The sequence below is a fragment of the Orenia sp. genome (assembly GCF_055140805.1).
The window spans coordinates 1-25,311 of record NZ_JBSQYM010000050.1; the positions used below are offsets into that span (position 1 = coordinate 1).

22 protein-coding genes and 1 tRNA gene are annotated in these 25,311 nt (G+C 32.6%); 6 read left to right on the forward strand and 17 right to left on the reverse strand.

All coding sequences use genetic code 11. The features are described 5' to 3' along the window. Positions 1-389 precede the first annotated feature (389 nt). The 5 genes from ACTCDL_RS06810 (at position 390) to ACTCDL_RS06830 (ending at position 2,591) form a co-directional block, all read left to right on the forward strand. Positions 390-614, forward strand: a complete 225-nt coding sequence (locus ACTCDL_RS06810; RefSeq protein WP_463175314.1) for a small, acid-soluble spore protein, alpha/beta type — start codon at positions 390-392, stop codon at positions 612-614. Between the two features lie 72 nt (positions 615-686). Then, on the forward strand, positions 687-1,010 hold the full coding sequence (locus ACTCDL_RS06815; protein WP_463175316.1) for a small, acid-soluble spore protein, alpha/beta type: 324 nt from the start codon (positions 687-689) through the stop codon (positions 1,008-1,010). 53 nt (positions 1,011-1,063) lie between these two features. Beyond that, entirely contained in the window at positions 1,064-1,375 is a 312-nt protein-coding gene (locus ACTCDL_RS06820; protein WP_463175317.1) for a small, acid-soluble spore protein, alpha/beta type, read from the forward strand. A gap of 53 nt (positions 1,376-1,428) precedes the next feature. Next, positions 1,429-1,644, forward strand: a complete 216-nt coding sequence (locus ACTCDL_RS06825; protein WP_463175318.1) for a small, acid-soluble spore protein, alpha/beta type — start codon at positions 1,429-1,431, stop codon at positions 1,642-1,644. A 119-nt stretch (positions 1,645-1,763) separates the two neighbouring features. Beyond that, complete coding sequence (locus ACTCDL_RS06830; protein ID WP_463175320.1) at positions 1,764-2,591, forward strand: CAP domain-containing protein; 828 nt, start codon at positions 1,764-1,766, stop codon at positions 2,589-2,591. A 289-nt stretch (positions 2,592-2,880) separates the two neighbouring features. Here the strand turns inward: ACTCDL_RS06830 and ACTCDL_RS06835 are convergent, their stop codons facing one another. The 10 genes from ACTCDL_RS06835 to nadD all read right to left on the reverse strand — a co-directional run bounded on the left by ACTCDL_RS06835 (position 2,881) and on the right by nadD (position 16,039). After that, the gene (locus ACTCDL_RS06835; protein WP_463175321.1) at positions 2,881-5,199 is read right to left on the reverse strand and encodes a DNA internalization-related competence protein ComEC/Rec2; all 2,319 of its coding nucleotides are present in this window, start codon (positions 5,197-5,199) and stop codon (positions 2,881-2,883) included. 13 nt (positions 5,200-5,212) lie between these two features. Then, positions 5,213-5,845: a helix-hairpin-helix domain-containing protein gene (locus ACTCDL_RS06840; RefSeq protein ID WP_463175324.1), complete on the reverse strand. Its 633-nt coding sequence runs from the start codon at positions 5,843-5,845 to the stop codon at positions 5,213-5,215. 230 nt (positions 5,846-6,075) lie between these two features. Continuing rightward, positions 6,076-7,626 carry a hypothetical protein gene (locus ACTCDL_RS06845; RefSeq protein ID WP_463175325.1) on the reverse strand — a complete coding sequence of 517 codons (1,551 nt, stop codon included), beginning with the start codon at positions 7,624-7,626 and terminating at the stop codon, positions 6,076-6,078. 76 nt (positions 7,627-7,702) lie between these two features. Then, positions 7,703-10,177 carry a leucine--tRNA ligase gene (gene leuS, locus ACTCDL_RS06850; protein ID WP_463175331.1) on the reverse strand — a complete coding sequence of 825 codons (2,475 nt, stop codon included), beginning with the start codon at positions 10,175-10,177 and terminating at the stop codon, positions 7,703-7,705. 194 nt (positions 10,178-10,371) lie between these two features. Further along, positions 10,372-10,447, reverse strand: a tRNA-Ala gene (locus tag ACTCDL_RS06855). Between the two features lie 266 nt (positions 10,448-10,713). Further along, a complete protein-coding gene (rsfS, locus tag ACTCDL_RS06860) occupies positions 10,714-11,058 on the reverse strand; it encodes a ribosome silencing factor (RefSeq protein WP_463175361.1) in 345 nt (114 codons plus the stop codon). 67 nt (positions 11,059-11,125) lie between these two features. Next, positions 11,126-12,337 (reverse strand): LCP family protein, encoded by a 1,212-nt coding sequence (locus ACTCDL_RS06865; RefSeq protein ID WP_463175333.1) that lies wholly within the window; start codon positions 12,335-12,337, stop codon positions 11,126-11,128. A 100-nt stretch (positions 12,338-12,437) separates the two neighbouring features. Further along, positions 12,438-13,001, reverse strand: a complete 564-nt coding sequence (yqeK, locus tag ACTCDL_RS06870; RefSeq protein WP_463175335.1) for a bis(5'-nucleosyl)-tetraphosphatase (symmetrical) YqeK — start codon at positions 12,999-13,001, stop codon at positions 12,438-12,440. Between the two features lie 331 nt (positions 13,002-13,332). Next, positions 13,333-14,916, reverse strand: a complete 1,584-nt coding sequence (locus ACTCDL_RS06875) for a DEAD/DEAH box helicase (RefSeq protein ID WP_463175337.1) — start codon at positions 14,914-14,916, stop codon at positions 13,333-13,335. Positions 14,917-15,430: 514 nt separating this feature from the next. Next, positions 15,431-16,039, reverse strand: a complete 609-nt coding sequence (gene nadD, locus ACTCDL_RS06880; RefSeq protein ID WP_463175340.1) for a nicotinate-nucleotide adenylyltransferase — start codon at positions 16,037-16,039, stop codon at positions 15,431-15,433. 414 nt (positions 16,040-16,453) lie between these two features. On the opposite strand from nadD, the gene ACTCDL_RS06885 reads away from it, so the two are divergent. Beyond that, positions 16,454-16,981 carry a hypothetical protein gene (locus ACTCDL_RS06885; RefSeq protein ID WP_463175342.1) on the forward strand — a complete coding sequence of 176 codons (528 nt, stop codon included), beginning with the start codon at positions 16,454-16,456 and terminating at the stop codon, positions 16,979-16,981. Positions 16,982-16,996: 15 nt separating this feature from the next. On the opposite strand, the gene ACTCDL_RS06890 is transcribed toward ACTCDL_RS06885, so the two are convergent. The 7 genes from ACTCDL_RS06890 to ACTCDL_RS06920 form a co-directional block, all read right to left on the reverse strand. Further along, complete coding sequence (locus ACTCDL_RS06890; RefSeq protein WP_463175345.1) at positions 16,997-18,697, reverse strand: alpha/beta hydrolase-fold protein; 1,701 nt, start codon at positions 18,695-18,697, stop codon at positions 16,997-16,999. Between the two features lie 387 nt (positions 18,698-19,084). Then, entirely contained in the window at positions 19,085-19,696 is a 612-nt protein-coding gene (locus ACTCDL_RS06895; protein WP_463175347.1) for an HAD family hydrolase, read from the reverse strand. Positions 19,697-20,022: 326 nt separating this feature from the next. Continuing rightward, entirely contained in the window at positions 20,023-20,481 is a 459-nt protein-coding gene (locus ACTCDL_RS06900; RefSeq protein WP_463175349.1) for a flavodoxin, read from the reverse strand. Positions 20,482-20,846: 365 nt separating this feature from the next. Continuing rightward, a complete protein-coding gene (locus ACTCDL_RS06905) occupies positions 20,847-21,515 on the reverse strand; it encodes a potassium channel family protein (protein WP_463175351.1) in 669 nt (222 codons plus the stop codon). A gap of 2 nt (positions 21,516-21,517) precedes the next feature. Next, on the reverse strand, positions 21,518-22,993 hold the full coding sequence (locus tag ACTCDL_RS06910) for a TrkH family potassium uptake protein (protein WP_463175354.1): 1,476 nt from the start codon (positions 22,991-22,993) through the stop codon (positions 21,518-21,520). Between the two features lie 280 nt (positions 22,994-23,273). After that, the gene (hslO, locus tag ACTCDL_RS06915) at positions 23,274-24,161 is read right to left on the reverse strand and encodes an Hsp33 family molecular chaperone HslO (protein ID WP_463175356.1); all 888 of its coding nucleotides are present in this window, start codon (positions 24,159-24,161) and stop codon (positions 23,274-23,276) included. After that, positions 24,139-25,047, reverse strand: a complete 909-nt coding sequence (locus ACTCDL_RS06920) for a PHP domain-containing protein (protein WP_463175358.1) — start codon at positions 25,045-25,047, stop codon at positions 24,139-24,141. Before ACTCDL_RS06920 ends, hslO begins: the two co-directional genes overlap by 23 nt. Positions 25,048-25,311: the final 264 nt, after the last annotated feature.

The following is a 25,311-nucleotide window of genomic DNA, read 5'->3' on the forward strand; positions in this document are numbered from 1 at the left end:
GTTGATAGTTTATAGTTAAGTTCAAAAACTTAAAACATAAGGATTTTAATCTTTTAACTATCCACTATACACTATCAACTATCAACTCAAAAAAGTGTCCCAATATATCCATTAAGTTTCATTTTGAATTCACATACCTATAAGCTAAGTCTTAATATTTATTTTAACATAAAATTTAAATTATTAAAATTTTTATTTAATATTATTAGTACAATAATCATTCTACTATTTTATTATCTATATCTGATTTATTTATATAGCTATATGGCTAATAATTCTTTTTTACTATCTATATATAATTTTTATTATTATCTTGTTTTTTAGATAAAACTTTCTAGTATATCATCAAGATAAAGGACACACAATAAGAGTACAAAGTTAAAAAGGAGGTGACAAAGTTGAGCATTAGAAGTAATAGCAATAGAGTTTTAAACCCAATGGCTGTACAAGCTTTAGACAAATTCAAATTAGAAGCTGCTCAAGAGTTAAATGTCTCTAACGAGTATAAATCTGGATATTGGGGTAATATCACTTCTCGTGAATGTGGTAGTGTCGGTGGTCAGATGGTTAAAAAAATGATCCAAGCTTATGAAGACCAAATCGCTGGTCAATAATCCAATTAATATTCTAATAATCCTAATAAAAATCACATTAATAACTATATTATTAAAAGGAGCTGATAAATAATGAGTATTAGAACTGGTAGTAATAGAGTTTTAAATCCAATGGCTGTACAAGCTTTAGATAAATTTAAATTAGAAGCTGCTCAAGAGTTAAATGTCTCTAATGAGTATAAATCTGGATACTGGGGTAATATCACTTCTCGTGAATGTGGTAGTGTCGGTGGTCAGATGGTTAAAAAGATGATTCAAGCTTATGAAGACCAATTGGCTAATGGTGCTGCTAATGGTGCTGCTAATACTGCTACTATCCAAAATGCTACTACTAATGACAATAACAACAATTACAATCTAGCTGCTAAAGCTGGCAACTTTGTTCCTCAAGGATAATCACACTATTAAATCACATCAATAACTATACTATTAAAAGGAGCTGATTAATGATGAGTATTAGAACTGGTAGTAATAGAGTTTTAAATCCAATGGCTGTGCAAGCTTTAGATAAATTCAAATTAGAAGCTGCTACTGAGTTGAATATTTCCAATGAATATAAATCTGGATACTGGGGTAACATCACCTCTCGTGAATGTGGTAGTGTTGGTGGTCAAATGGTTAAAAAGATGATCCAAGCTTATGAAGACCAAATCGCTAATGGTAATGCTAATACTGCTACTATCCAAAATGCTACTACTAATGACAATAACAACAATTACAATCTAGCTGCTAAAGCTGGTAACTTTGTTCCTCAAGGTTAATCACACTATTAAATTATATTAATAACTATACTATTAAAAGGAGCTGATAAATAATGAGTATTAGAACTGGTAGTAATAGAGTTTTAAATCCAATGGCTAAGCAGGCTTTAGATAAATTCAAATTAGAAGCTGCTACAGAGTTAAATGTATCTAATGAGTATAAATCTGGATACTGGGGTAACATCACCTCTCGTGAATGTGGTAGTGTTGGTGGTCAGATGGTTAAAAAGATGATTCAAGCTTATGAAGACCAGTTAGCTGGAAAATAAATTATAAATTTCCAGACTCCTACAATTAAATATAGAAAATGAGCGATGATATCATCGCTCATTTAATTTTATATTTAAATTTGAAAAAATAAAATCAAATTGAAAGGAAGAAATCGATAATGAACAAAAAAGTGAAATATCTAATTTTTATCAGTATACTTCTCAGTGGATTATTTTTAAATATTGAGTCTGTAACTGCTCAAACTAGAAATGTATATACTGTAAAAAAAGGTGATACTATCTGGTCAATATCCCAAAAATACCAGGCTAACTTTATGGATACTCTCAACATGAACAAGCATTTTGAGGATCCTGATATGATTTATCCTGGAGATAAGGTCTATATCCCTAATCCTAATAGAGCTAGGTTGCAAAATTTAAAAAACAGACTTACTAGATATAGAAGACCAAAAACTCAAGAGCCTAAGATGAACAATGATATGAATCAACAGCCACAAGCACCACAAGAAGATATGACCCAAACACCTGAAACCACACCTCAAGAGACTCCACAACAAGAGGCTCCTCAAGAACAACCAGCTCCAACAGCCGATGCAAGCATCGCTACTATGGAGAAGGAAGTGGTCAGGCTAGTAAATATAGAGCGAGAGAAACAAGGATTACAACCTTATAAACATAACTCTCAAGTCACTAGTATTGCAAGGCGTAAATCAGAAGATATGCGTGATAAAAAATACTTCAGCCATCAATCACCAACTTATGGTTCTCCCTTTGAGATGCTAAATCAATTTGGTGTAGAGTTTACTGCTGCTGGTGAAAATATAGCAAAAGGACAAAAGACTGCTCAAGCAGTAATGACTAGTTGGATGAACTCCCCTGGGCATCGTAAGAATATTTTAAGTGAAAAATTCACTGAAATCGGTGTCGGTCTAGCTAAAGATGCAAACGGAACAACTTATTGGACACAACAATTTATTAGACCTTAAGGGCAGTGACAAGTAACGAGTAACCAGACAACTTTTTTACTCGTTGCCTGCCACTCTTTACTAAAAACTTTAATTTAAACTATATAGAACATGAAAAAGAATTTAAATTAATTTAGCAACGAATTAATGCGAATCACACGAATTAGGATATTAATAGATTAAATTAAAGATTTAAAAACGCGTCAATTCGTGAGATTCGTTGCAAAAAAAAATCATTTGAGCTTGTTGTATTACTATAACTGTTAATATGAAATCTTTATCGGTTTCTATATATATAATAATCTAACTTCTATTGATTAAACAAAAATTGCTCATATCTATAGCTCTGTCCATCTGTCCAAAGGGTAATTGCTCCAGAATAATCTGTTCTTAACACCTTTATACCCCTTTTCTTAAACCTATTAACTACCTCATTGCTAGGATGTCCATAGTTATTCTTTCCAACTGAAATAATAGCTAAATCAGGATTAACTCTATTAATAAAATTTATAGAACTTGAAGTACTACTCCCATGATGACCTACCTTTAAAACCGTACTCTTAAGATTAGAACCTCTAGCTAATAATCTCTCTTCTCCTTCTATTTCTAAATCCCCTGTAAAGAGCACCTTAAAATTTTTGTAGCATAATTTTAGGACCATAGAATTATTATTTGCTGGACTTTCATTAATTAATGGCAAGTTAGGAGCTAAAACCTGAAAGTTAATCTGAGAAACTCTAATATTATCGCCTTTAAACAATTTAGTTATCTTTATCTTCTTATCTTCTGCTAACTTGAAGAACTCTTTTGATAACTCATTTTCTTCTAAAGTTGGTGGATAGAATATTCTATCAATCTTAAATTCTTTCATTAATTCGATAATTCCACCTACATGGTCGGCATGAAAATGGGAAATAAAGGCTATATTGATTCTTCTAATACCCCTAGATTTCAAATATTCTCTAATCTCTCTCCCATCCTCTCCACCATCTATTAGGATTTTCTGATGAGTTGGAGTCTCTAGATAGCTTCCATCAGCACTTCCAACAGAAAAAAAGATTATCTGCAAACCATTAAAACCACTAAAGCCTAATTGTACAATTAGGATCAGAATAATAACCAAAATAATAGCTTTACTATGTAATTGATAATTTTTACTATAAGGAATCAGTCGCGGTTTTAAAATCTTTAATAAAAAATAAATTATAAGATAATAAAGAATTATTATAGCTATAAATGGCTTTCCTAATATTAAAGTAGTAGTAAAATTATCCGCTAATAAATTAACTATCTTCAAAACTATCAATAATATTAGCTTAATTATAATAGCAAACAATTTAGCAATAAAGGTTAACTTCATTAAAGCAAATAAAATAAAAAAGATACCAAACCATAAAACTAAACTAATCAAAGGCATAACCAACAAATTGCTCAATACACTCATTAATGAAATTTCATAAAAATAATAGCTTAATATCGGTGCTAATCCTAATTGTGCTGCTAAAGAGCCTGAAATCAAATTATTCAATTTATCATTTCTGATTGGGAGATAATTAGAGATAATAGGAGTCAAAAAGCTAATCGCTACCACTGCTCCAAAGGAAAGCTGGAAACTGACTGTAAAGAGGCTAAAGGGGTTGATTAGGAGAATAATAATCCCAACACCAGCTAAGAGATTATAAATATCTATTCTTCTCTCCAGATAATCTCCTAATAGGACTAAAAAGATAAGTAGTACAGCTCGCAAACTCGGTAATTGGCAACCTGTTATAATTAAATAAGAGCTTAAAAAGATAAGGTTAAATATTAAGTTCAATCTTTTAGAGAAATTTAACTTTCTCCCAATTAGATAGAATAGATAACTTAGCAGACCAATATGAAATCCCGAGATAACTAATAAGTGACTTAAGCCAAGCTCTCTGAAGTTATCCTCTATTTTATCAGGTAATAGAGATTTGTCTCCTAAGAGTAATGCCTCTAAGATATAATTATAAGGTTGATGAAAATACCTCTGAATTAAAGATTTAATCTCTTCTCTTAAATTGAATAAACCCTTCATAATAAGATTAGCCCTATTAGCTATAACTCTAAGCTCTTCATAGCTATTAACCCTCGCCACTGCATAAATACCTTGTTGCTTTAAATAATTGCGATAAGAAAATCCCCCTGGGTTATGTTGATTCTCAGCCAACTCTAGTTTAGTATCAACCTTGATAACATCACCATATCCTAACTTAGGATCTATCTTATAAGCAGACAATAATATATCTTTAGTACTATAAATATCTCTATCAACAATTGTAATATCCCTAAGGAGATACTCCTTTTTATAACCTTTGTCACTAACTCTTATAACCTTAGCTACTAACTTAACCTTATCACCTATTACTTTACCCAATTCATCCTTCTGCCACTGTAATTCTACAGACTGTAGATAGATAAATCCTAATAGAAATATTATAAAATAAATAATAACTTTCCCTTTAGCTGATTTCTTCTTCCAAAGATAACTTGCTATAACTACTAAAATAATAACTAATCCCTCTAGTAAGGTTAAAGAAATAACTTCTAATGAAAGATAATTTCCTACAATCAGACCTAATCCCAATAAAACAAATATCTCTAACAAAGGTCGCTTGACTTTAATAAGCAATCTGACTTTTAAGTTTTTCCAAAGTCTTGGGTCCTATTCCAGAAACATTAGTTAACTCCTCTAGACTACTAAATTTACCCTGAGATTTTCGGTACTCAATAATCTTTTCAGCTGTCGAAGGCCCTACACCTTTTAGTTGTTCTAACTCCTCTTTGCTAGCAGTATTGATATTTACCTTGTTAATATGCTGAGAAAGTAGTAAGCTAGAAGTTTCTTCAATAGCCTTATTAGATGGTATGATAACCTTCTGACCATCCTTGACCTTATCAACTAAATTGATACTATCTAAGTTTGCATTAGCACTAACTCCTCCTGCCTTCTCTAATAGTTGGTAGATTCGCTCTCCTCTTTGGCACTTATAGACCCCTGGATTTTTGACAGCCCCACCTAACTGCACTATAAAAGTATCAGCCCTTTGAGATTCTTCTTTCTGATAATTAACTTTATCCTCTACTCTTCCTGCCTGACTAAGCACTTCTTCTCTTACAGAACTTTTTTTAATTTCAATAGCATCTTCAGTGTTAAAATTATTATTCTTAAAAAATAGTAACAGAGTAGCTAGAATAATTGCAACAATCAGCAGCAATAAGATATAGTCCTCTTTCTTACGAATCTTAAGCACCCTCTCACCTCCTGATTGTTTATTGTTGACTTTTAATATAATTTTATACCACTTACCCTATAAAAAAAGAGCAACCTTTGACAGTTGCTCTTAATAGAGATATTAAAACGCTTTCGTGTCAGGAATCGGAAATCTGGAATCAGTCTGTTTTACTGATAACTACTTGCTGACTCCTGATTCCTTAAAGACACATACAATATCATATTTTAATTTAATTTTAGAGTTGAATATTATAAATCAAACAACCGTAAAATATCAGCTATCTCACGGTACTTTTTAGAGATAGTAACACTACTCACATCATACTTTTGTGCAACCTCCTCTTGAGTAAGTCCATAACCTTCAAAATCACTGATAATATACTCAACAGCACCTGCCCAACTCTTCTCTCTACCTCTTATTACCTCTACAGATTTCTTATAATCTCTCCACAATAATAAGGCTTCATTAATTTCATTTATATCATAACAATCATTCATAGTACTTACTAATAATTCCTCTACACCATCTTGAACCTCAAAATCCTCTTCCCTCTTATATAAGTCTATTAAATTTTGTAGTTTCAAAATTGCTTCTAACTCCTTAGAATCCTCTCCAAAACCCTCTACATGCATCTGTAATAAATCTAAGAATAAATCAAGCTGTTGTCTTCCTTTAAAACTACTTAGCAACTCAAAAATATTATTACCTTCTAACCCCTCATCAAAGTCTATTGGTAAGGTCTCCAAAAGATTTTCTAGCATCTCAATAGGTATAGACTGATCTTTATCTATATTCAAAACTCGCTCCTTTTCATAAATAGCTGAAAAACTTAGTAATCTATTAATTATATCTTTTCCTTCCTCAAACTTCTCTAAAATATCTGAATGGAACAACATCTTATTATCATCGATTATAAATCTACCATAAATCCTATAATCATACCCCTCATTATCAATTGGTTCATCTGAAATCCAAACTAAAAAATCAAGTCCACCTTCTGAAGAGTCATATTCTATATTAGGATGGGATGATAACTTATTTATCACTAAATTTCTAGACTGCACCTTATAAATTGCTTCATATAATTTATTAGGGTAATATTCTTCCTCTGGAAAGTTCAATAAATCTTCCTCTATAGAATTTTCTAGGTCATTCATTAGATAAAATACCTCTAAACTATTATTTTTAAAGAAACTATTAAACAAATCTTCTTTCCTAAGATCTGCTTTTAGAGATTCTTGATAATCTCTGACTCTTTGATTAACCGATTGCATAATTAACTCTTTGGCATCCCCTGGCAAGATATTAAAAGGACCTATCGGCTCATACTTCTCCCCTATCTTAGCTAGTCTAGCAATGACAATATTTCCAACCTGGAGTATATCACCATAATCTTCATCAAGAGATAATACTAGCTCTTTTTGATTATATAGACTTTGGAGAAGATAAGCATTATTATCATTAATCCCTCTGACTTGATAAATACTTAAAGATAGGCTTAATAACTCCTCTAAAACCTCTTCTTGCTCCATAGATATCTTAGTCTTATTTTTTTCTTTAAAGAGTTGAGCAACTGTCTTTCCACCTCTAATAGGATAATCAAATAAGGCTGTAGTTAAGAAGAAGTCATGTTCTGGCTTAGATAACTCCTCTAAAAAGACATAGCCCAGCCTTTGAATAAAATTATTAAGTACTGGTCTTATCTCTTCAGCATAACCCTCTGAACTGAAGAAATCCAACAACTCATCCATCAAAACTCCACTAGCATCTTCATATCTTGTTTGCATTTGATCTTTCATCTTATTCTCTCCTTATGGCTTTTCATAAAAATACGAAAAAGCTTACACCTAGCAGGTGCAAGCTTTAAAGATTATTTTATTTTACAACAATATTAACCAATCTTTTAGGAACAACAATTTCCTTAATAATCGTCTTACCTTCAAGATACTCTTGCACCTTCTCTTGAGCCTTAACAATTCCCTTTAACTCTTCAGGGTCAATATCAGCAGCAACTTCAACCTTATCTCTTACCTTACCATTAATTTGAACAACAATTGTAATTTCATCCTTCTTAGTAGCCTCTTCATCATACTCTGGCCAACTTTGTAAATGAATACTATCTTCGTATCCTAGCTCTGACCATAGCTCTTCGGTCATATGCGGTGCAAATGGAGCTAACAATAAGACAACAGTCTCTACAACCTCTCTATATAAAGAATAATTTATCTCTTCACTATCGATTTCATTTAGATATTTATAAGCAGCATTAACTAGTTCCATAATTGAACTGATAGCAGTATTAAACTGTTTACGCTTAGCAATATCTACAGTTACACTTTTAATAGCTACATGTAGCTGTCGGTGTAGCTCTTTTTCTAGCTTATTATTCAATGAATAATCATCAGTAGCTACCTTCAAATCATTACTATGCTCAGATACTAATCTCCAGACACGGTTCAAGAATCGTTCAGCACCTTCAACCCCCTCGTCACTCCAGTCTAAGTCCCTCTCTGGAGGAGCAGCAAATAAAATAAACAATCTAGCCACATCAGCACCATGGTTCTCTAAAATCTCCATAGGATCAACGATATTTCCTTTGGACTTAGACATCTTAGCACCATCTAATAAGACCATGCCTTGAGTCAATAGGTTATCAAAGGGTTCTTTATAATCGACTAGTCCTTGGTCACTCATAAATTTCATAAAGAACCTTGCATAAAGCAAGTGTAAAATAGCATGTTCAATTCCACCGATATACTGGTCAACATTCATCCAGTAATTAGCTCTATCCTTATCAACGATCTTATCAGATAACTCTGGGCAGGTATATCTCATATAGTACCAAGAAGAGTCAACGAAAGTATCCATTGTATCTACTTCCCGCTTAGCATTCTTACCACACTTAGGACAAGTAGTATTAACAAATTCCTCTACATTGGCTAATGGTGATTGACCTTGACCTGTAAATTCTACATTAGTAGGCAATTGTACTGGTAAATCCTTCTCTGGTACTGGCACAACTCCACAATCATCACAATAAATCATTGGAATTGGAGTACCCCAATATCTTTGGCGAGAGATTAACCAATCTCTTAAACGATAATTAACCTCCTTATTACCAATACCCTCTGCTTCTAAGTGTTCAATAATTTTAGTAAAAGCCTCTTTAAAGCTCAACCCATTTAAGAAATCAGAATTAACAATCTCACCTTTTTCTGTATAGGCTTCAGTCAAATCTGTACCCTTCAACTCTTCTTCCCCTTGCACTACAACCTTAATCTCTAAATCATACTTCTTAGCAAATTCAAAGTCACGTTGGTCATGGGCAGGTACTGCCATAATAGCACCAGTTCCATATCCCATCAGTACATAATTGGCAATCATAACTGGAACTTCTTCATCAGTTAGTGGATTAATCGCTTTAATTCCTGTATCTACACCTAGCTTCTCAGCATCAGCACCAGTTCTCTGCTCTTCATCCTGCTCCTTCATCTTGGCAATAAAGCTCATAACTTCATCTTCCTTAGCAGTACCAGTTACTAACTTTTTAACCAATGGATGCTCAGGAGCTAAGACCATATATGTAGCACCAAAGATAGTATCAGGTCGAGTAGTAAATACCTCTATCTCTTCATCACTATCTTTTATCTTGAATTTAATTTGAGCACCTTCACTGCGACCAATCCAATTATTTTGCATCGTCTTAACTCGTTCTGGCCAATTTTTTAATAATTTGTGATCATTTAATAGTTCTTCTGCGTAATCAGTAATCTTGAAGAACCATTGCTCTAAATCTTTATCTATTACCTCACTATCACAACGCTCACATTCTCCATTAACTACCTGCTCATTAGCAAGGACTGTTTGACAGCTTGGACACCAGTTAACATTTGCCTTCTTCTTATAAGCTAATCCCTCTTTATATAGCTCTAAGAATAACCATTGAGTCCATTTATAATAGTCAGGATGGCAAGTAGCTACCTCTCTATCCCAATCATAGCTTAGACCTAACATCTTAAACTGCTTTCTCATATTAGCAATATTATCCCAGGTCCAGCTATTCGGATGTATTCCATGCTTGATTGCTGCATTCTCAGCAGGTAGACCAAAGGAGTCCCATCCCATCGGATGTAAGACATTATGTCCCTCCATTCTTTTATAACGGGCAAAGACATCACCTAAAGAATAGTTTCTAACATGACCCATATGTAAATTACCAGATGGATAAGGGAACATCTCTAAAACATAATACTTAGATGCTTTAGTAACTTCACTCTTATACAGTTGGGTCTCTTCCCAACTCTGTTGCCATTTTGGCTCAACATTTTTATAATCATATCTACCTTTCATCAACGCAACCTCCTGTTTTTAGTTAATAGTGATTTAATAATTGATATTTACATATTTATATTATGTACTTGATACTATACTTTATAGTCTGAGTTTATATTAATACACAAAAAACCCTCACCCCTAATAAAGATAAACTCTTTAGTAGGGACGAGAGTTCCTCGCGGTACCACCCTATTTGGTATATTAAAGATTGGTGGAGATAACCGGGCTCGAACCGGTGACCTCTACACTGCCAGTGTAGCGCTCTCCCAACTGAGCTATATCCCCAAAACCATATACATACCCACTTTATAAAACAGGATAACGGTTGTTAACCGTATAGGCTACTACTACTTCACCTATATAGCTCCGAGGCGAGTTCAGTTTACACCTACTACTCCTCTTCTGTGCCATAAAGCAATATTTAGCTACAATTATTATAGATTAATCAATAATTTTTGTCAAGGGAAAATATTATTAGAACTGAGTCTAAAATCAAGTATGAGTCTAAGCTTAAGTCTAAGTAGACATTAAACTTAGACTTAGATTTAAACTCAATTCTGCCAATTAACCTCTTTAGCATCTCCCCATAGCTTCTCTAATTGATAATGGTCTCTTTCATCTTTATGGAAGACATGAACAATAACATCGGCATAATCTAAAACAGCCCATCTTCCTTCATCAATGCCTTCTTTATTTTTAACATAAATTCCTTCATCTTCAAGGACATCTTCAACAGAATTGATAATAGCTCTAACCTGTGTATCAGCTGCTCCACTACAAATAATAAAGTAGTCTGCTAAGATAGAGACACCTCTCATATCTAAGACCTTAATATTTTCTGCCTTTTTATCATCTGCAGCTTCTGCAACCTTTTTTGCTAACTCTTCTGTGTTAATTTCTTTCACTATATGACCTCCTAATAAATCTATATAATATCCTAATATTAAACTATTTATTCTATACCTAACTCAAAATTCCTTGTTTTACTCTAATATGCTCTATATCTTGACCGATAATTATCTTAATCTCCGCTCCCTCTCCAACAACCAATTCACTCTTCAAATAATTAGCTAACTCCTCTAAATTAGATAATTGATTTTGAGGAGCAACAATGGTAGTTTTAGAATAGTCAAAACGATCAGCATTCCCTACTCTTTTAATAGAATAACCCTGTTGTTCCAATAAATCAGCAAAGTTATTTGCTACACCTTGTTGCCCATTACCATTTAGAATAACCAACTGTAACTCTTTATGATTAAGATAAGATTTATCTCTAATTAAAGTATTAACTAATACTCTAGTCTCCTCTTTATGGGGTAACCAATAGCTTACTCCGTCAATATACTTAGGCTCCCCTGGCAACATTGCCATCTCAATCTCTTCTAAACTGAAATTAGGGATAAAAGATGCTAATTTTAGCATCTTACTTAGACCCAAGTCAGTTTTAACATTCTGGCTAAAATCTTTAATCAATTCTGGAACCTTGAACAGGGTCTTAACATCTAAAATCTTATTTAATGTTGCCTTCAAGAACTTCTGTTGCCTCTGAATCCTACCTAGATCACCTAAAGCGTCGTGTCTAAAGCGTACATAAGACAAGGCATCTTCACCATATAACTTAGTCTTGCCGGCTTTCAAATCAATATAGAGATTATCAGCTTGATCTACATAATGAAGATCTTTCTCTATCTCCACCTCAATACCTTCTAAAGTATTGACCATATCAATAAAACCTTGATAATCAATCTCTAAATAATGATCAATCTTAATCTGTAATAAATTTTCTATACTTCTTTGAGTCAACTCTACCCCATCATAAGAATAAGCAGCATTAATCTTATTATAACTATTTCGATCAGCTAACTTTACCCTAGTATCTCTAGGAATAGAGATAAGCCCCACCTTCTTTTCTGCTAAATCAATACTAGCAACCATGATAGTATCAGCCCGATTATGGCCTTTACATTTAGAATCAGCACCCAAAAGAAGAATATTGAGCTTGTCATTTAACTCATTTCCTTTTACTATAGGAGTTGAATTATTCTCATTAGGCTCTTCTATATTAGTAGATTTACTTAACATCAAACTAAAAGTTAATAGACCTGCCCCTACAACTACCAAACAGATGACTACAGCCAACAGAACAAATTTTGTCACCTTATTTTTTAGGGACATAATCCCACTTCCTCTCTAATTTTGAGGGCAGTAATCAGTGAGCAGTGAAGAGTAATGAGTAAAAATACTTAATAAATAAAACTAAAACTATTACTAGTTGCTATTCACTGATCAATGAATTTCTCAACTCAATACTTTGAGGATGAATAACTCTACCCTCTTCTAAATTATATTTAAGTGTATTTTCACAAGCCAATCTTACAGCTTCATCCAATGACTTGTCTTTTATAGACTCTCTTAACTGATTAATTGCTTCACAGTCCCTATTGGGTTCAATATAATCTGCTAAAAATATAATCTTATCTAAAGTAGTCATATCTTTATGGCCTAAAGTATGCAAAGAGATTGCATTTAGAATATCTTCATCGTCAATCCCAAACTCCCTTTTGGCAATTTCAGCCCCTACAGGAGCATGCAATAAAGTAGGCACCCTTTTATAAATATCATCTATCACTATACCAAACTCCTTAGCTCTTTGCAATAGGAGATTATTGGATATTTTCTTGGCACAATCATGCAATAAAGCAGCCCACCTTGCCTTTTCAACATCAACATCATACTCTTTAGCAAGGTCAATAGCAGTATCTCTAACACCCAAAGTATGCTTTAACCGCTTCTCACCAATCATTGTTGATAATTTTTCTATTGCTTGATTTTCAGTCATTTGTTCTTCCCTCCTTACAAATAATCCACTTATTCTATGACTAAATTTAGAAATAAGGAGTGTTAATTAATGAGGATATTGCGACAATTTCTAAAAGCAACCCCCACCTAATCCTCCCCCTGATAAGGGGAGGACTTAAAGACATATTTTTATTCTCCCCCTTATCAGGGGGGAGTTAGAGGGGGCTGAAAGTTTCGCACTTTCCTTCTACACTCACATAAAAGTTATTATTATAATAAGAAGTTGCCAATCGGCAACTTCTTATTAGGTCTTGATATAATATTTTAAAATCTCTATTCGTCACTCATCACTAGTTACTCATAACTGAACTTTATCTTGGATTAGCTGGTTCTATATCTATCGTCTTACCTTTAATCGTATTATTCTTCATTACATTGATAACTTCACTAGCATATTCTCTTGGCACCTCTACAAAGGTAAACCTATCAAAGATATCAATCAATCCAACCAAGTCTCCAGAGATACTAGTCTCTCCAGCAATTGCTCCTAGAATGTCAGCAGGGCTAATCTTTTGTTTCTTACCAATATTGATAAATAGTCTGACCATACCAGGCTCAGCACCAGTATCACCAAAGTTTTCAACCTCTGCTTCTTCTTTATTATTATCCTTTTCAATTAATAGCTTTAATAAAGCTGCTGCTACATCCATTGAAGTATACTCATCTTCAATTAAGCTTTCAATCATCTTAATCTCTTTAGACAACTTTTCTCCTTCTAAGATAGCAAAAACATCTTCTAAAAGCAACTTCATCTTAATCTCTTCTACATCACTAGCTGATGGCACATGCATTCTCTCTATCTTAGTTTTGGTATATTTTTGTATCCTTCTTAGTTTATAAACTTCTTTACCTGATACGAAAGTAAAGGCACGACCAGTTCTACCAGCACGACCAGTTCTACCAATTCTATGAACATAGTATTCCTCATCTTGAGGAAGATCATAATTAAATACCAATTCGATATCATCAATATCAATACCTCTAGCTGCTACATCAGTTGCTACTAATATCTCTACAGTACCACCTTTAAACTTACTCATAACTCTATCCCTCTGTGGTTGATTAAGACCACCATGTAATCCATCTACAAAGTACCCACGAGCCTGTAACTGAATTACAAGTTCATCAACTTGTCTTCTAGTATTACAAAAGATTATAGAAAGTTTAGGGTTATAAATATCAATTAAACGCGTTGTAACCTCTAACTTGTTTCTCTTCTTAACTTCAAAGTATCCTTGCTCTATATTTGGTACAGTTAATTTTTTATGTACCACCTTAACTAATTGAGGATTGCTTTGATACTTCTTTCTTAAATCCAAGATCGGTCTTGGCATAGTAGCAGAGAAGAATATAGTCTGTCTCTCCCCTTCAATTCCTTCCAAAATTGTTTCTATATCATCTCTAAAGCCCATATTTAACATTTCATCAGCTTCGTCTAAGATGATCATCTTTAAATTATCCAATTTTAAAGTACGGCGTCTCATATGATCCATCACTCGTCCAGGTGTACCAATTACAATCTGTACACCTTTCTTTAAGGCTTTAATCTGACGATTAATAGACTGTCCCCCATATATTGGTACAATTTTCACTTGTTTTTTATACTTAGCAAGTCTCTTTAGCTCTTCAGCTACCTGAATAGCCAGTTCTCTTGTTGGACATAAAATAAGTGATTGTACACTCTTATCATTCTCATCTACATTCTCCAATGAAGGAATTCCAAAGGCAGCAGTCTTACCTGTACCAGTTTGAGCTTGTCCAATTACGTCTCTTCCCGATAATATATGAGGAATAGACTGGGTCTGAATTGGAGTAGCTTCCTCAAATCCCATATCCTCAACTGCTTTTCTTATCTCTTCAGATAAGTTTAACTCATCAAATCTTTTTGTTTCCATATAATTATTACACTTCCTTTTCTGTTAGTCAGCTTCCTTATGATATATAATATGTGCATCTGATAATAAATAATTGCATAAATAATAAATTTCAAACAACTATTTCAATCATCATTAAGCCCAATTATCTCAGCTAAATTCATTAAGGAAAACTAAATAGCCAACTACACTATACAGTTATACTGCCAATACACTCTAATTATGTATCAACGCTCAATCTCATAAAATTCTTATAAAAATACCCCTCTATATGTAGCTTTATTATAAAGTCGTATAAAATATCAAATCGATCTTATTATGAAATTACCTGAAATAAATAGTGTTTATGAAGTCTACTGAAGCTATATATCAACTTAAAAACCAACCGTTATTATTTTTAACGTCCTCTTTTATCATAACACAAATATAATTTTTTTCAATTAATTTATGGCTTTACCAGTAAAATTATAATTAATTTTAGGATAGTAATAAAGAATTTGAAGATTTTAACCCATTACTTGCCACTCACCACCAGTCACCATTTATATAAATTATGCTTTTTAATATACATCTCTACCGTCTCTGGCAATTGATACTTAATTGGTCTACCTTGCATTATCCTTTCTCTAATATCTGTTGAGGAAATTGCCAAGCCAGGAATCTCTAAAGGATGTATACTATTAAGATGAGAATCATAAATGTCCTGACCCAACTCTGATAAACAATAACCAGGGCGTGTAGCCGCAATAAACTCAGCCTCTTGCAACAACTCTTCAGGATCCTTCCAAGTAAATATCTCTAAAATTGCATCAGAACCAGTGATAAAATAGATTTTAGCCTCTGGATATAAACTTTTAAACTCTCTTACTGTATCTATTGTATAAGATAGACCAACTCTATCAATCTCCATTCTAGAGACCCGAAACTTAGGATTACTCATAATAGCTAACATACACATTAAGTATCTATCTTCAGCATCGGTAATTCTCTTCTCTATCTTATGTGGTGGATTACCTGATGGTACAAAGATTACCTCATCCAAATTATATTGATAAGCAGCACACTCTGCTGTCAATAAGTGTCCGTTATGTATTGGGTCAAAGGTACCACCCATAATTCCAATTACTTTCTGTTTTTTCTCCATTACTCCACTCCCAATCTATCTAAAAGTTGCTACAGAATACATTAATTTAGAATCATCTCTTTTTACAGCTTATTCTTCCCAGATTATAATGTTGCTAAAAATAAAGTAATACAACTACTATCTTATAATAAGATTGAAATATCCTCAAGAGGATAAGTTAAATATTTAGCTCTAAAATCTAAATATAGTGTTATAGAGAAATATTACGACACTTCATGTCGAGTGTGAACTATGAGTGTGAGTGTGTGTAAAATCTCTTTTTATTAGGGTTTAATCACACTCACACACCCACTCACATTAATTTTAAAAGTGTTCCAATATCCCCATTAACTATCACTTCAAAATCAAACTCACCCTGCCTTTAAATATTTTCACTTAATTTTGGATAAAATTTTAATTAGAGGAGGAAATAAAATGTTAAAAACCAAGAAAAGACCTTTATCACTTATAGAACAGGAAGAGAAACTTTTAGAATTTGAAAGTTTATATTATCAGATGCCAAAACCAGAGTATATTCCTGATAGATTATACCACTTTATCAATGAAGATAACCCTATAACATTCGAAAAAGCTATAGAGACAATTAAAAGAGAAGGTTTAAAGAATGCTAAAAACCCCAGAGATATAACAAATTTTATCGATAATAAGGTACAAAGGCCTCTAGGAATCTACTTTTGGGGTGAACCTACTAACAAAGATATCCATATAGAAGTAGCTATCAATAAACTAAATTTAACTAAATTATATGCTTTTCCCCACTTTATTGCTGATAGTATCTTACAATTAAATGAAGATTACTCTGTACCAGAAGAGTTTTGGAATAAGGTTAGAGAGGTTGCAGTTTCTATCCCCTTTGAAGATTATCACGGACAATTCCAAGCTGAATATATCTATACTGCTGATATACCACAACAACTGATTCAGATAAGAAAGAGCAACTGATTTAATCAGCTGCTCTTAAAATTCTTCCTCTATATAGAGTCTATCAAATTTTACTTCCGTTCCTTTAACTCCTAAAATAGATAAATAATTACTCATCTCTGTAGTAAAACTAACTTCACCTAAATCTTGACCATTTAAATATATATCAATTTTATTATCTTTAGCTGTGAGTCTAATCTTCTTAACAGGTAATAAATCAATAATCTCTTTGCTGTATACCTCTTCACCATCAATATAGATATTAAATAACTTCTGTTGAGGATTAATCAGTAAAGTATGGTTCCTCTCTCCAGAGAATACAAAAGCAAAGGGATAATTACTTAATAACTCTAAGTCAGCCTCTAGATTAAAATTGCTAAATTTATAGTAGGTCAACTTAGCATAACTAGTATCTTTAAAGGTAATTTGGTACTTCCCAGACCACTCCTTTGCTATTATATTTTCATCATTCTCTATTTGAAAGTGGTTGGGAAATTCACCATCAAAGTCCTCCTTAATTGCTAATCTGTCAACTCCATTTGAAGACTGCTCATCAGACAAGATATATTCTAAACCATAAGCAATATTCTCCCTCCAATTGCCCCAATCATTGCCATCTAGGTTGATTTCTGCTTTATAGCGATAACCTTCTTCCTTCAACCTTCTAGCAAGTTTAAAGTTATTGACCAGATTCTGCTGATTAGCAAATTCACCCCAATGTAGATAGAAACTGATATTCTTTCTTGTATTTTCTGCTAATAATTCAATACTCTTCTCAGATAATATAGGTGACTCTCCAAGATAACTAGCAACAAGCCCATTATTCTCTAAAATAGTACGTAAAGCCAGGTCTGCAAAGATATTATAACCTATCAATACTCTCTTATTTGCATCAGTTAGCGTAGGATACTCTCTATCGATATAAGCAATTATCTTCTTAATAATCAGACTATTAACCCTATTTTCAGAGGATAGTTCTTTAGAATCGATAAAAACCCCAATCACTTGCTCAAGCTTACCTTTAGCAATCATCTTATCAAGAGTATTGGTGACATTTCCATATTCTAAGTACTTATCACCACCGATAAAATATAATACTGGATACTTCTTTGTAGAGTTCTCTTTATAATCTGCTGGTAAATAAATAGATACCTCTGCATCTTTAAGTACTTCTTTATTAAGGTGCCCCTTCTTTACTGTCAAATCATCTCTCCAATACCCTTGGCTATTATATTTAGGCATCATCACTTGACTGTTAAGACCAAAGACACTACTTACTGTCTTATTATCATTGAAAGGATCATTTTTAAACCTTCCATCTATTACAAATTTATAATCAAACCGCGAAGCCTCTGGAGCTTTAATCTTTAGATAATATAAACTTGTATCAGATAATTGCTTCATTTTTATCTTTCTCCAATTACTTAAATCACTTACAAAAGATATATCCTTCTTCTGAGACTCTGCCCTATAGACAAAGATAACATTATCATCTTGAATTAAAGGAAAATTTTCTACTCCAATTTTCTTGATTAGCTTATCAATCTCTTTTTCTTTATTACTAACAGTAGGCATTTGCTCTAACTTATCTTCAAATTTATCAAATTCTTGGAGTAAATTAAGATTACTAAATACGGGACTATAGTTTACGACTTCTGAATTACTACTTTCAGATTTACAAGCCACTAATAAAAATGTCAACAACAGCGATAAAGAGAATATTAAAAATCTTTTCATTTATTCTTGCCAACTTATATAGCTGAACCTATTAGTCAATAACTTTAATCTATAGTTATCTCTTAACACCATCAGATTCACTCTTCTTTATAAGTTGACAGTTCTCACCTACCTCTCTTTTATAATTAGGGCTCATTTTATAGAGCAAATAAATAAGCTAATATGGCTCTATAATTAATATTGTGGGCTCTTCCACGACTTTTGTGAAAATCATTTAAAAAATATTTTTTGCCACGAATCTACACGAATAAGTTCAAAGAATTTATTTACTAATTTATTAGTGTTAATTTGTGACTGAGAATTCTTTTTCTTATTTTTTATAATTTAAGATTTGATTTTCATCTATTTATTAAAATCAAATCAATCACAAAGTTCTTTGTTGAGGCATTAATAAGCTTCTGCAAGCAAATTTAACTTTTTTAATTCTTCTTTCAAACTAATGGTATCTTTAAATTCTATAGTTTTAACCCCTAACTCTCCTGCTGATTTTAAGCTCTTAATATTATTATCTATATAAAGGCACTCTTCACCTTTAATTTCAAACTCTTTTAACGCATATTTATAGATTTCTATATCAGGCTTACAAAATCCTACTTGATATGAGTTAATTACTTTATCAAATAATCCCAATATATCTAACTCTATCAGCTTATGATTTAATTGACCAATATCATTGGTAATTAAAGCTACTCTAAAATCTTCTTTCAAACTCAAAATTACCTCTTTGACATCTTCTTTAACGATTTCAGCATGATAATATTCATCGACAAAACTACTTAAATCTTCAATCCTTACATTATCTATGGCCTTATTAAGATAAGAGATAAACTCCTCTAAAGTCAGTTGACCCTTTAATAATAAAAAGTACTCTTCCCCAAAAATTTCCTCTCTCAATTGAGACAAGTCCCATCCATACTCACTACCATATTTAATCAATACATCATCAAATTTAGTCTCTGTAACTACACCACCTAAATCAAATAATATTACTTTAATCATCTACTTATCACTCCAAAATAATTTATTCAACAACTGACTCAAATCATTATAATTATATAGATTCTAGATAATAACAATCTATCCTTCAAATAAAAATAAGACTATAGAAATTTCTATAGTCTTATTTTTATTTACCATATGTTAGTTTACTCAATAATTTAGATTTTAACAATAGAAATAATTAAATTTAAGTTATATTAATATAAATAAGAGTTCTAATCAGGTTATATATGGCTAAAATATAATAATCTACTTTTCCTTTAAAAGTTACCTAAGAACCAAATAATTATATTATCTACTCTTCTAATCATCTATCATAATTTCACCTAAAGCTGACTACATAATTGGTCTAAATATAAATCACAAGTATTAATATCTTTGGCCTTAATAGCAGTTTTACCAATAATCTTGGTACCTGATTTAGCCAACATCCTCTCCAATACTTCAAAGACCTTACCTTCATTTCCTCCCATTGTAGCCAATAAGTAAACCTCTTTACCGTTAAAATTAAATTGATTTATAAAACGGCGTACTGCTGGAGGTATCTTGCCTGCCCATACAGGGGTAGTTAGGCAAATAATCTTACTATCACCTTGATGATAGTTAATATCAGATTCTTTATCTCTAAAGGCATAATATCCACCTTTGAACCATCCAACTAAACCTTTAAAATCCTCTCCTTTATCGGCAATACGGTATAAGTTTGAATCTAGCCTATCAGATAACATCTTAGCTACCTCTTCACAATTTCCTGTTCTAGAATAATAATAGATATCTACCTTCATAATTATCTCATCCCCCCTTTTTAGCAAAGATTAAATCGATAATAAGCTACTTTAATATTACGTTAAATAAGTAAATTTTATTCAACATTTTTGTTAATTTTTTGTTAAATTTTTGTTAATAGTAATTAATTTTATGGCTCTTCCATGACTTTTATGAAAAATCAGATTGATAACTAATAATAAAATATAAGAAATCGGTTATCAGGAATCTGTGAACCACTTTATTCTTTACTAAGAGAGCGGGGCAAAAGATTAGTCAAGTTTAATATAGATAATACCTATTTATGGGGATATTTCAATAATTTTTATTTAGTAGCAAAGTGTCTAAACACCTATTATCTCAATTATTTATATTTTTAAAGAATTTATTTAAGTAAAACCTTAGCAGCTTGAGTTATATTCTCTGATGTTCCCACTAAGAATAGCTGACTTAATTCTTTGACCTTAGTATTCCCATGGGGGATAATCAACCTATCCTCCTGTTGATCAAAGATACCTGAAATTAAGATATGCTCTGGAAAGCTCTTAGCTTTAACAATTTCAGAGATACTCTTGCCATCACACCAAGAACCCTTTGGTACTGTCAAAACAGATATCTCTGCTTTACCACCACTTAAAGAATAAACCTTTCTAATATCTGGTTGCTCAATATCAAGAACAAACTCTTCTACCAATAAATCCATAACTCCAGCGATGGTAGTAGCTCCTGCCAATTTATAAGCACTTTTATACTCTGGGTCTCTCATCCTAACCATTATCTGCTCTGCATTATAGTTCTTTGCTAATAATGCAAAAGCAAGATTATCTGCATCATTTCTCATAACTCCAACAGCAATATCACAGCGCTGAATACCAGCTTCCTTGAGGACATTGATATTTGTAGCATTACCACAGATACTGACAGCACCATATTGGGAATAAACCCTCTCACACATCTCTCTATCTAAATCAATTACCACTACATCATGGTTCTCTGTTAATCTCTTAGTCAAATTTCTACCAACTACACCTGCACCAGCAATAACAATATACATAACTAATCCCTCCAAGCTCCTCTATTAAATATTACAAAGATCGGTAGTATTTCTAGCCTTCCTGCTAACATGGCAATAATATATGTAACTTTGATTATATCTGACAGGCCCTGCATCTTAGCCACACTGAAATAAAAAGGTCCAATATTACCTAATGCTGAAAAGATACCAGAAAAAGCATTCCAAGGCTCCAAATCTGAAAAAACAGCTGTAATCCCTCCACCAATAACAATTAATAATAGCCAACCAAAAACAAGTGCCACAATTCTAAAAATTTCAGTATCTGGTATTACATTCTTATCTACTACAACTGGTAAAACAGCACGTTCGGAATAATATACCTTCTTTATCTCCCTCTTGAATAATTTATTTAGAATTGCTACTCTAATTAATTTAATACCACCAGAGGTAGAACCAACACAACCACCAACTAACATTAATATCAATAATAATTGCTTTGCTAAAGCTGGGAAGAAGGCTGAATTGATATCCTCAGTAGCATAGCCAGTTGTCGTTATAACTGAGACTACCTGAAATAAGGTCTTACGAACTATACCTTCTAATTGCGTTAAAACAAAAGGAAATTCTAGATAATGGTCTAAGATAATTAAGGAACTTACCCCTGTAATTATCCCCCAAAAGTACTTCATCTCAATCCCTTCCCATAACTCGCTTAGCTTTCCAGTTAATACCTTATAGTGTACCAAGAAGTTGATTCCACCTAATGCCATAAATAAGATAATTACATACTCTATTGCTCTATAATAAGGATAGCCAGCCTGCTGAAAATAAGCTATACTCTGGTCATAATTGGAGAAACCTCCTGTGGATAAGGTGGTAAAAGAGTGAGTCAAAGCATCAAAAAAGCTTAAACCTAATACCTTTAAAATAAGTACCTCTACCACAGTAAAACCTATGTAAATCCCCCATAAAATCTTAATCGTCTTAAAGATATTTGGTACTGGGCGGGACATATTTATCTTATGGCTTTCAGCTGTGAATAATTGGAACAAACCTGATTGTCCACGAAAGGTAACTACAAGAAAAAACGTTAAGAAACCAAGACCTCCAAACCATTGAATTAGACATCGCCAAAATAGAATAGACTTAGGCATCTTACTTAATCCAGAGAAGACTGTAATACCTGTAGTAGTAAAACCACTTACTGTCTCAAATAAAGTATCAATGTAAGAGTAATCTAAAGCTAAATAAAAAGGGATTGCCCCTATCATTGAAATTACAATCCACCCTAGAGCACAGACCAGCATACCTGTAGAAGGAGAGATATCATCTTCACGAGCTTTAAATCTAGTTATTAACCCTATTATTAAAGAAAATATAGCTGGAATCAGATAGACTCTAACTAAATCATCTTGATAGATTAAACTAACAATAATTGGAATAAATAATACCACTCCTAAGAGCACCAGCAAAGAACCTAAGAGACTTATTATCGTCTTTAGCTTTGAATTTTTCAATATATTAATCCTCCTTTCTTAATCTAATTATAAGTAATTTCACTAATATATTGATATATAACTTGAGATAGTATAGAGATAAAGAGAACTTTCGTGTCGAGTGTGAACTATGAGTGTGGTATGTGCCAAATCCCTTTTTATTGGGATTTACTCACACACCCACTCACGCTAATTTTGAAAGTATCGTAATATTCTCCATTAATAGGCATCCTTATATAAAAATAGAGAGGCATTATACCCCTCTACCATTAACTTTATTATATCAATTTCAAGAAAAGTCTTAATTATCCTCTTTAGATTTGGCTAAGATTTCCTCTATATCCCCTTCTTTAAATTGATAGGAATTATTACAGAAGTGACAACGGATTTCAACCTTCCCTTGCTCTTCTAAAATCTCTCTAATCTCATCTTCACCTAAACTAACTGCTAGAGCAGCAATTCGGTCACGATTACATTTACATTTGAATTTAACATCTGCCCTCTCCAAAACTCTAAATTCAAAGCCAGCTAATAGCTTTTCTAATATCTCCTCTGGTGTTAAACCTTGCTCTATTAACGCACTGATGGATTTTATCTCTGTTAGATTATCTTCTAGCTTACTTATAGTCTCTTCACTAGCATCAGGCAATAATTGAATTAAAAATCCACCTGCTGCTTTTACCGATAAATCTGTATCAACTAAAACACCTAACCCTACTGCTGAAGGAGTCTGCTCTGATTTAGTAAAATAATAGGTCAAATCTTCAGCAATTTCTCCTGATACCAAGGGTACACTACCTGTATAAGGCTCTCTTATCCCTAAATCCTTTTTGATAGTCAAAGATCCATTACCAATAGCCTTTGCTACATCTAGCTTTCCTAGTTCATTTTTGATAAAGTCGATATTAGGATTACTGACATATCCCCTGACTTCACCTTTATAATTAGCATTAACGATAATTCTCTTTAGAGGTCCATCACCTGTAATATCTAAGCTAATCTCCATACCTGATTTGACTAGATTTCCAACTATTAAACCCCCAGTCAAGGCTCTTCCCAAAGCTGCTGTTGCTACAGGTGTAGTTTGGTGTGCCTGCTGTGCCTTATTAACTGCATCAGTTGATTTAACTGCTACAGCTCTAATCTCCTTATTTGTTGTCATTGCTCTAATAATATAATCCTGTGTCATCTATATTGCTCCCCCTTAATTCTCTTAATTGCTCTATAATAGTATAATCATTACCTGCTACTTCACCAAGCTCTATTTTAGGTTTTAAATGACCATGAAAGTCACTTCCAGCAGTTGCTAATAAGTTTTTCTTCTTAGCTAGAGCTAACCATTGCTCTAGCTCTTTTTGATTATGATAAGTACTATAAGCCTCAATCCCCTGTAAACCTGCCTCAATTAGATCATCTACCACCTCTTCATCTTCAGGATTTAAGGTAGATCCTGGATGGGCCAATACAGCTACCCCACCTAGCTCTCTAATTAGCCTAATAGTATCTTTAGACGAAGGTTTCCAACAGGGAATATCAGCAGGTTGTCCTGCTCTAAAGAAGTCTAAATAAAAGTTGAAGTAAGGTTGGTCACTCTTTTCACCAGTATAATAAGTCTCTAAGTCTGGATTTTTTCTGCTTTCATCCTTGGCTAATAGAACCTCAGCAATAAATCCTCCCAAAGGTCTATCATTATCTGATGCTTCTAATACCTCCTGTGTAGTAATATCAAAGCCTAATTCCTGTAACCGTTCAATCCTTCTATAAAATTGTTCTTTTTTAGCCTCTTCCAGCCCCCCTAATAGCTCATCTATCTTAGGTGAATTATAATCTATATAGTATCCTAAAATATGTAGAATATTATCACCATAATTGGTATCAAACTCAATTCCAGGTATCACCTCTAAACCACTACCTTCTGTTAATTTTAAAGCTTCAGGAATTGCATCAGTCAAATTATGGTCAGTAATAGAGATTGTAGCTAAACCCTTCTCGATTGCCATTTCTATCAATTGCTGAGGAGTAAAATCAGCATCATCACTATAATTGCTGTGCATATGTAAATCTATCTTCTTCATAATCTCCTCCTTTATTATAACTCCAACTTCCTTTACTAGATTATAGTTTAAACCATATACATAAATATATCAAATTATTATATAAAAAATCAATATTATTAAATGATTATAATAAAAAAATCTACCCAAAATTCCTTATCTCGATCATTAACAAACAATCATCAACTATTTAATAATATCGATTAAAAACTAAGATTTATTTTAATCTAACCATAAAGTTATTTTTTAATAAATTCTAATAATTATTAGAATTTATTAAAAAAT

Bases quoted from the DNA above. Each gene is read 5' to 3' on its own strand.
- ACTCDL_RS06815 (WP_463175316.1), top strand. From the start codon at position 687: ATGAGTATTAGAACTGGTAGTAATAGAGTTTTAAATCCAATGGCTGTA.
- ACTCDL_RS06820 (WP_463175317.1), top strand. From the start codon at position 1,064: ATGAGTATTAGAACTGGTAGTAATAGAGTTTTAAATCCAATGGCTGTG.
- ACTCDL_RS06825 (WP_463175318.1), top strand. From the start codon at position 1,429: ATGAGTATTAGAACTGGTAGTAATAGAGTTTTAAATCCAATGGCTAAG.
- ACTCDL_RS06830 (WP_463175320.1), top strand. From the start codon at position 1,764: ATGAACAAAAAAGTGAAATATCTAATTTTTATCAGTATACTTCTCAGT.
- ACTCDL_RS06845 (WP_463175325.1), bottom strand. From the start codon at position 7,626: ATGAAAGATCAAATGCAAACAAGATATGAAGATGCTAGTGGAGTTTTG.
- leuS (WP_463175331.1), bottom strand. From the start codon at position 10,177: ATGAAAGGTAGATATGATTATAAAAATGTTGAGCCAAAATGGCAACAG.
- ACTCDL_RS06865 (WP_463175333.1), bottom strand. From the start codon at position 12,337: ATGTCCCTAAAAAATAAGGTGACAAAATTTGTTCTGTTGGCTGTAGTC.
- yqeK (WP_463175335.1), bottom strand. From the start codon at position 13,001: ATGACTGAAAATCAAGCAATAGAAAAATTATCAACAATGATTGGTGAG.
- ACTCDL_RS06875 (WP_463175337.1), bottom strand. From the start codon at position 14,916: ATGGAAACAAAAAGATTTGATGAGTTAAACTTATCTGAAGAGATAAGA.
- nadD (WP_463175340.1), bottom strand. From the start codon at position 16,039: ATGGAGAAAAAACAGAAAGTAATTGGAATTATGGGTGGTACCTTTGAC.
- ACTCDL_RS06885 (WP_463175342.1), top strand. From the start codon at position 16,454: ATGTTAAAAACCAAGAAAAGACCTTTATCACTTATAGAACAGGAAGAG.
- ACTCDL_RS06890 (WP_463175345.1), bottom strand. From the start codon at position 18,697: ATGAAAAGATTTTTAATATTCTCTTTATCGCTGTTGTTGACATTTTTA.
- ACTCDL_RS06895 (WP_463175347.1), bottom strand. From the start codon at position 19,696: ATGATTAAAGTAATATTATTTGATTTAGGTGGTGTAGTTACAGAGACT.
- ACTCDL_RS06900 (WP_463175349.1), bottom strand. From the start codon at position 20,481: ATGAAGGTAGATATCTATTATTATTCTAGAACAGGAAATTGTGAAGAG.
- ACTCDL_RS06905 (WP_463175351.1), bottom strand. From the start codon at position 21,515: ATGTATATTGTTATTGCTGGTGCAGGTGTAGTTGGTAGAAATTTGACT.
- hslO (WP_463175356.1), bottom strand. From the start codon at position 24,161: ATGACACAGGATTATATTATTAGAGCAATGACAACAAATAAGGAGATT.
- ACTCDL_RS06920 (WP_463175358.1), bottom strand. From the start codon at position 25,047: ATGAAGAAGATAGATTTACATATGCACAGCAATTATAGTGATGATGCT.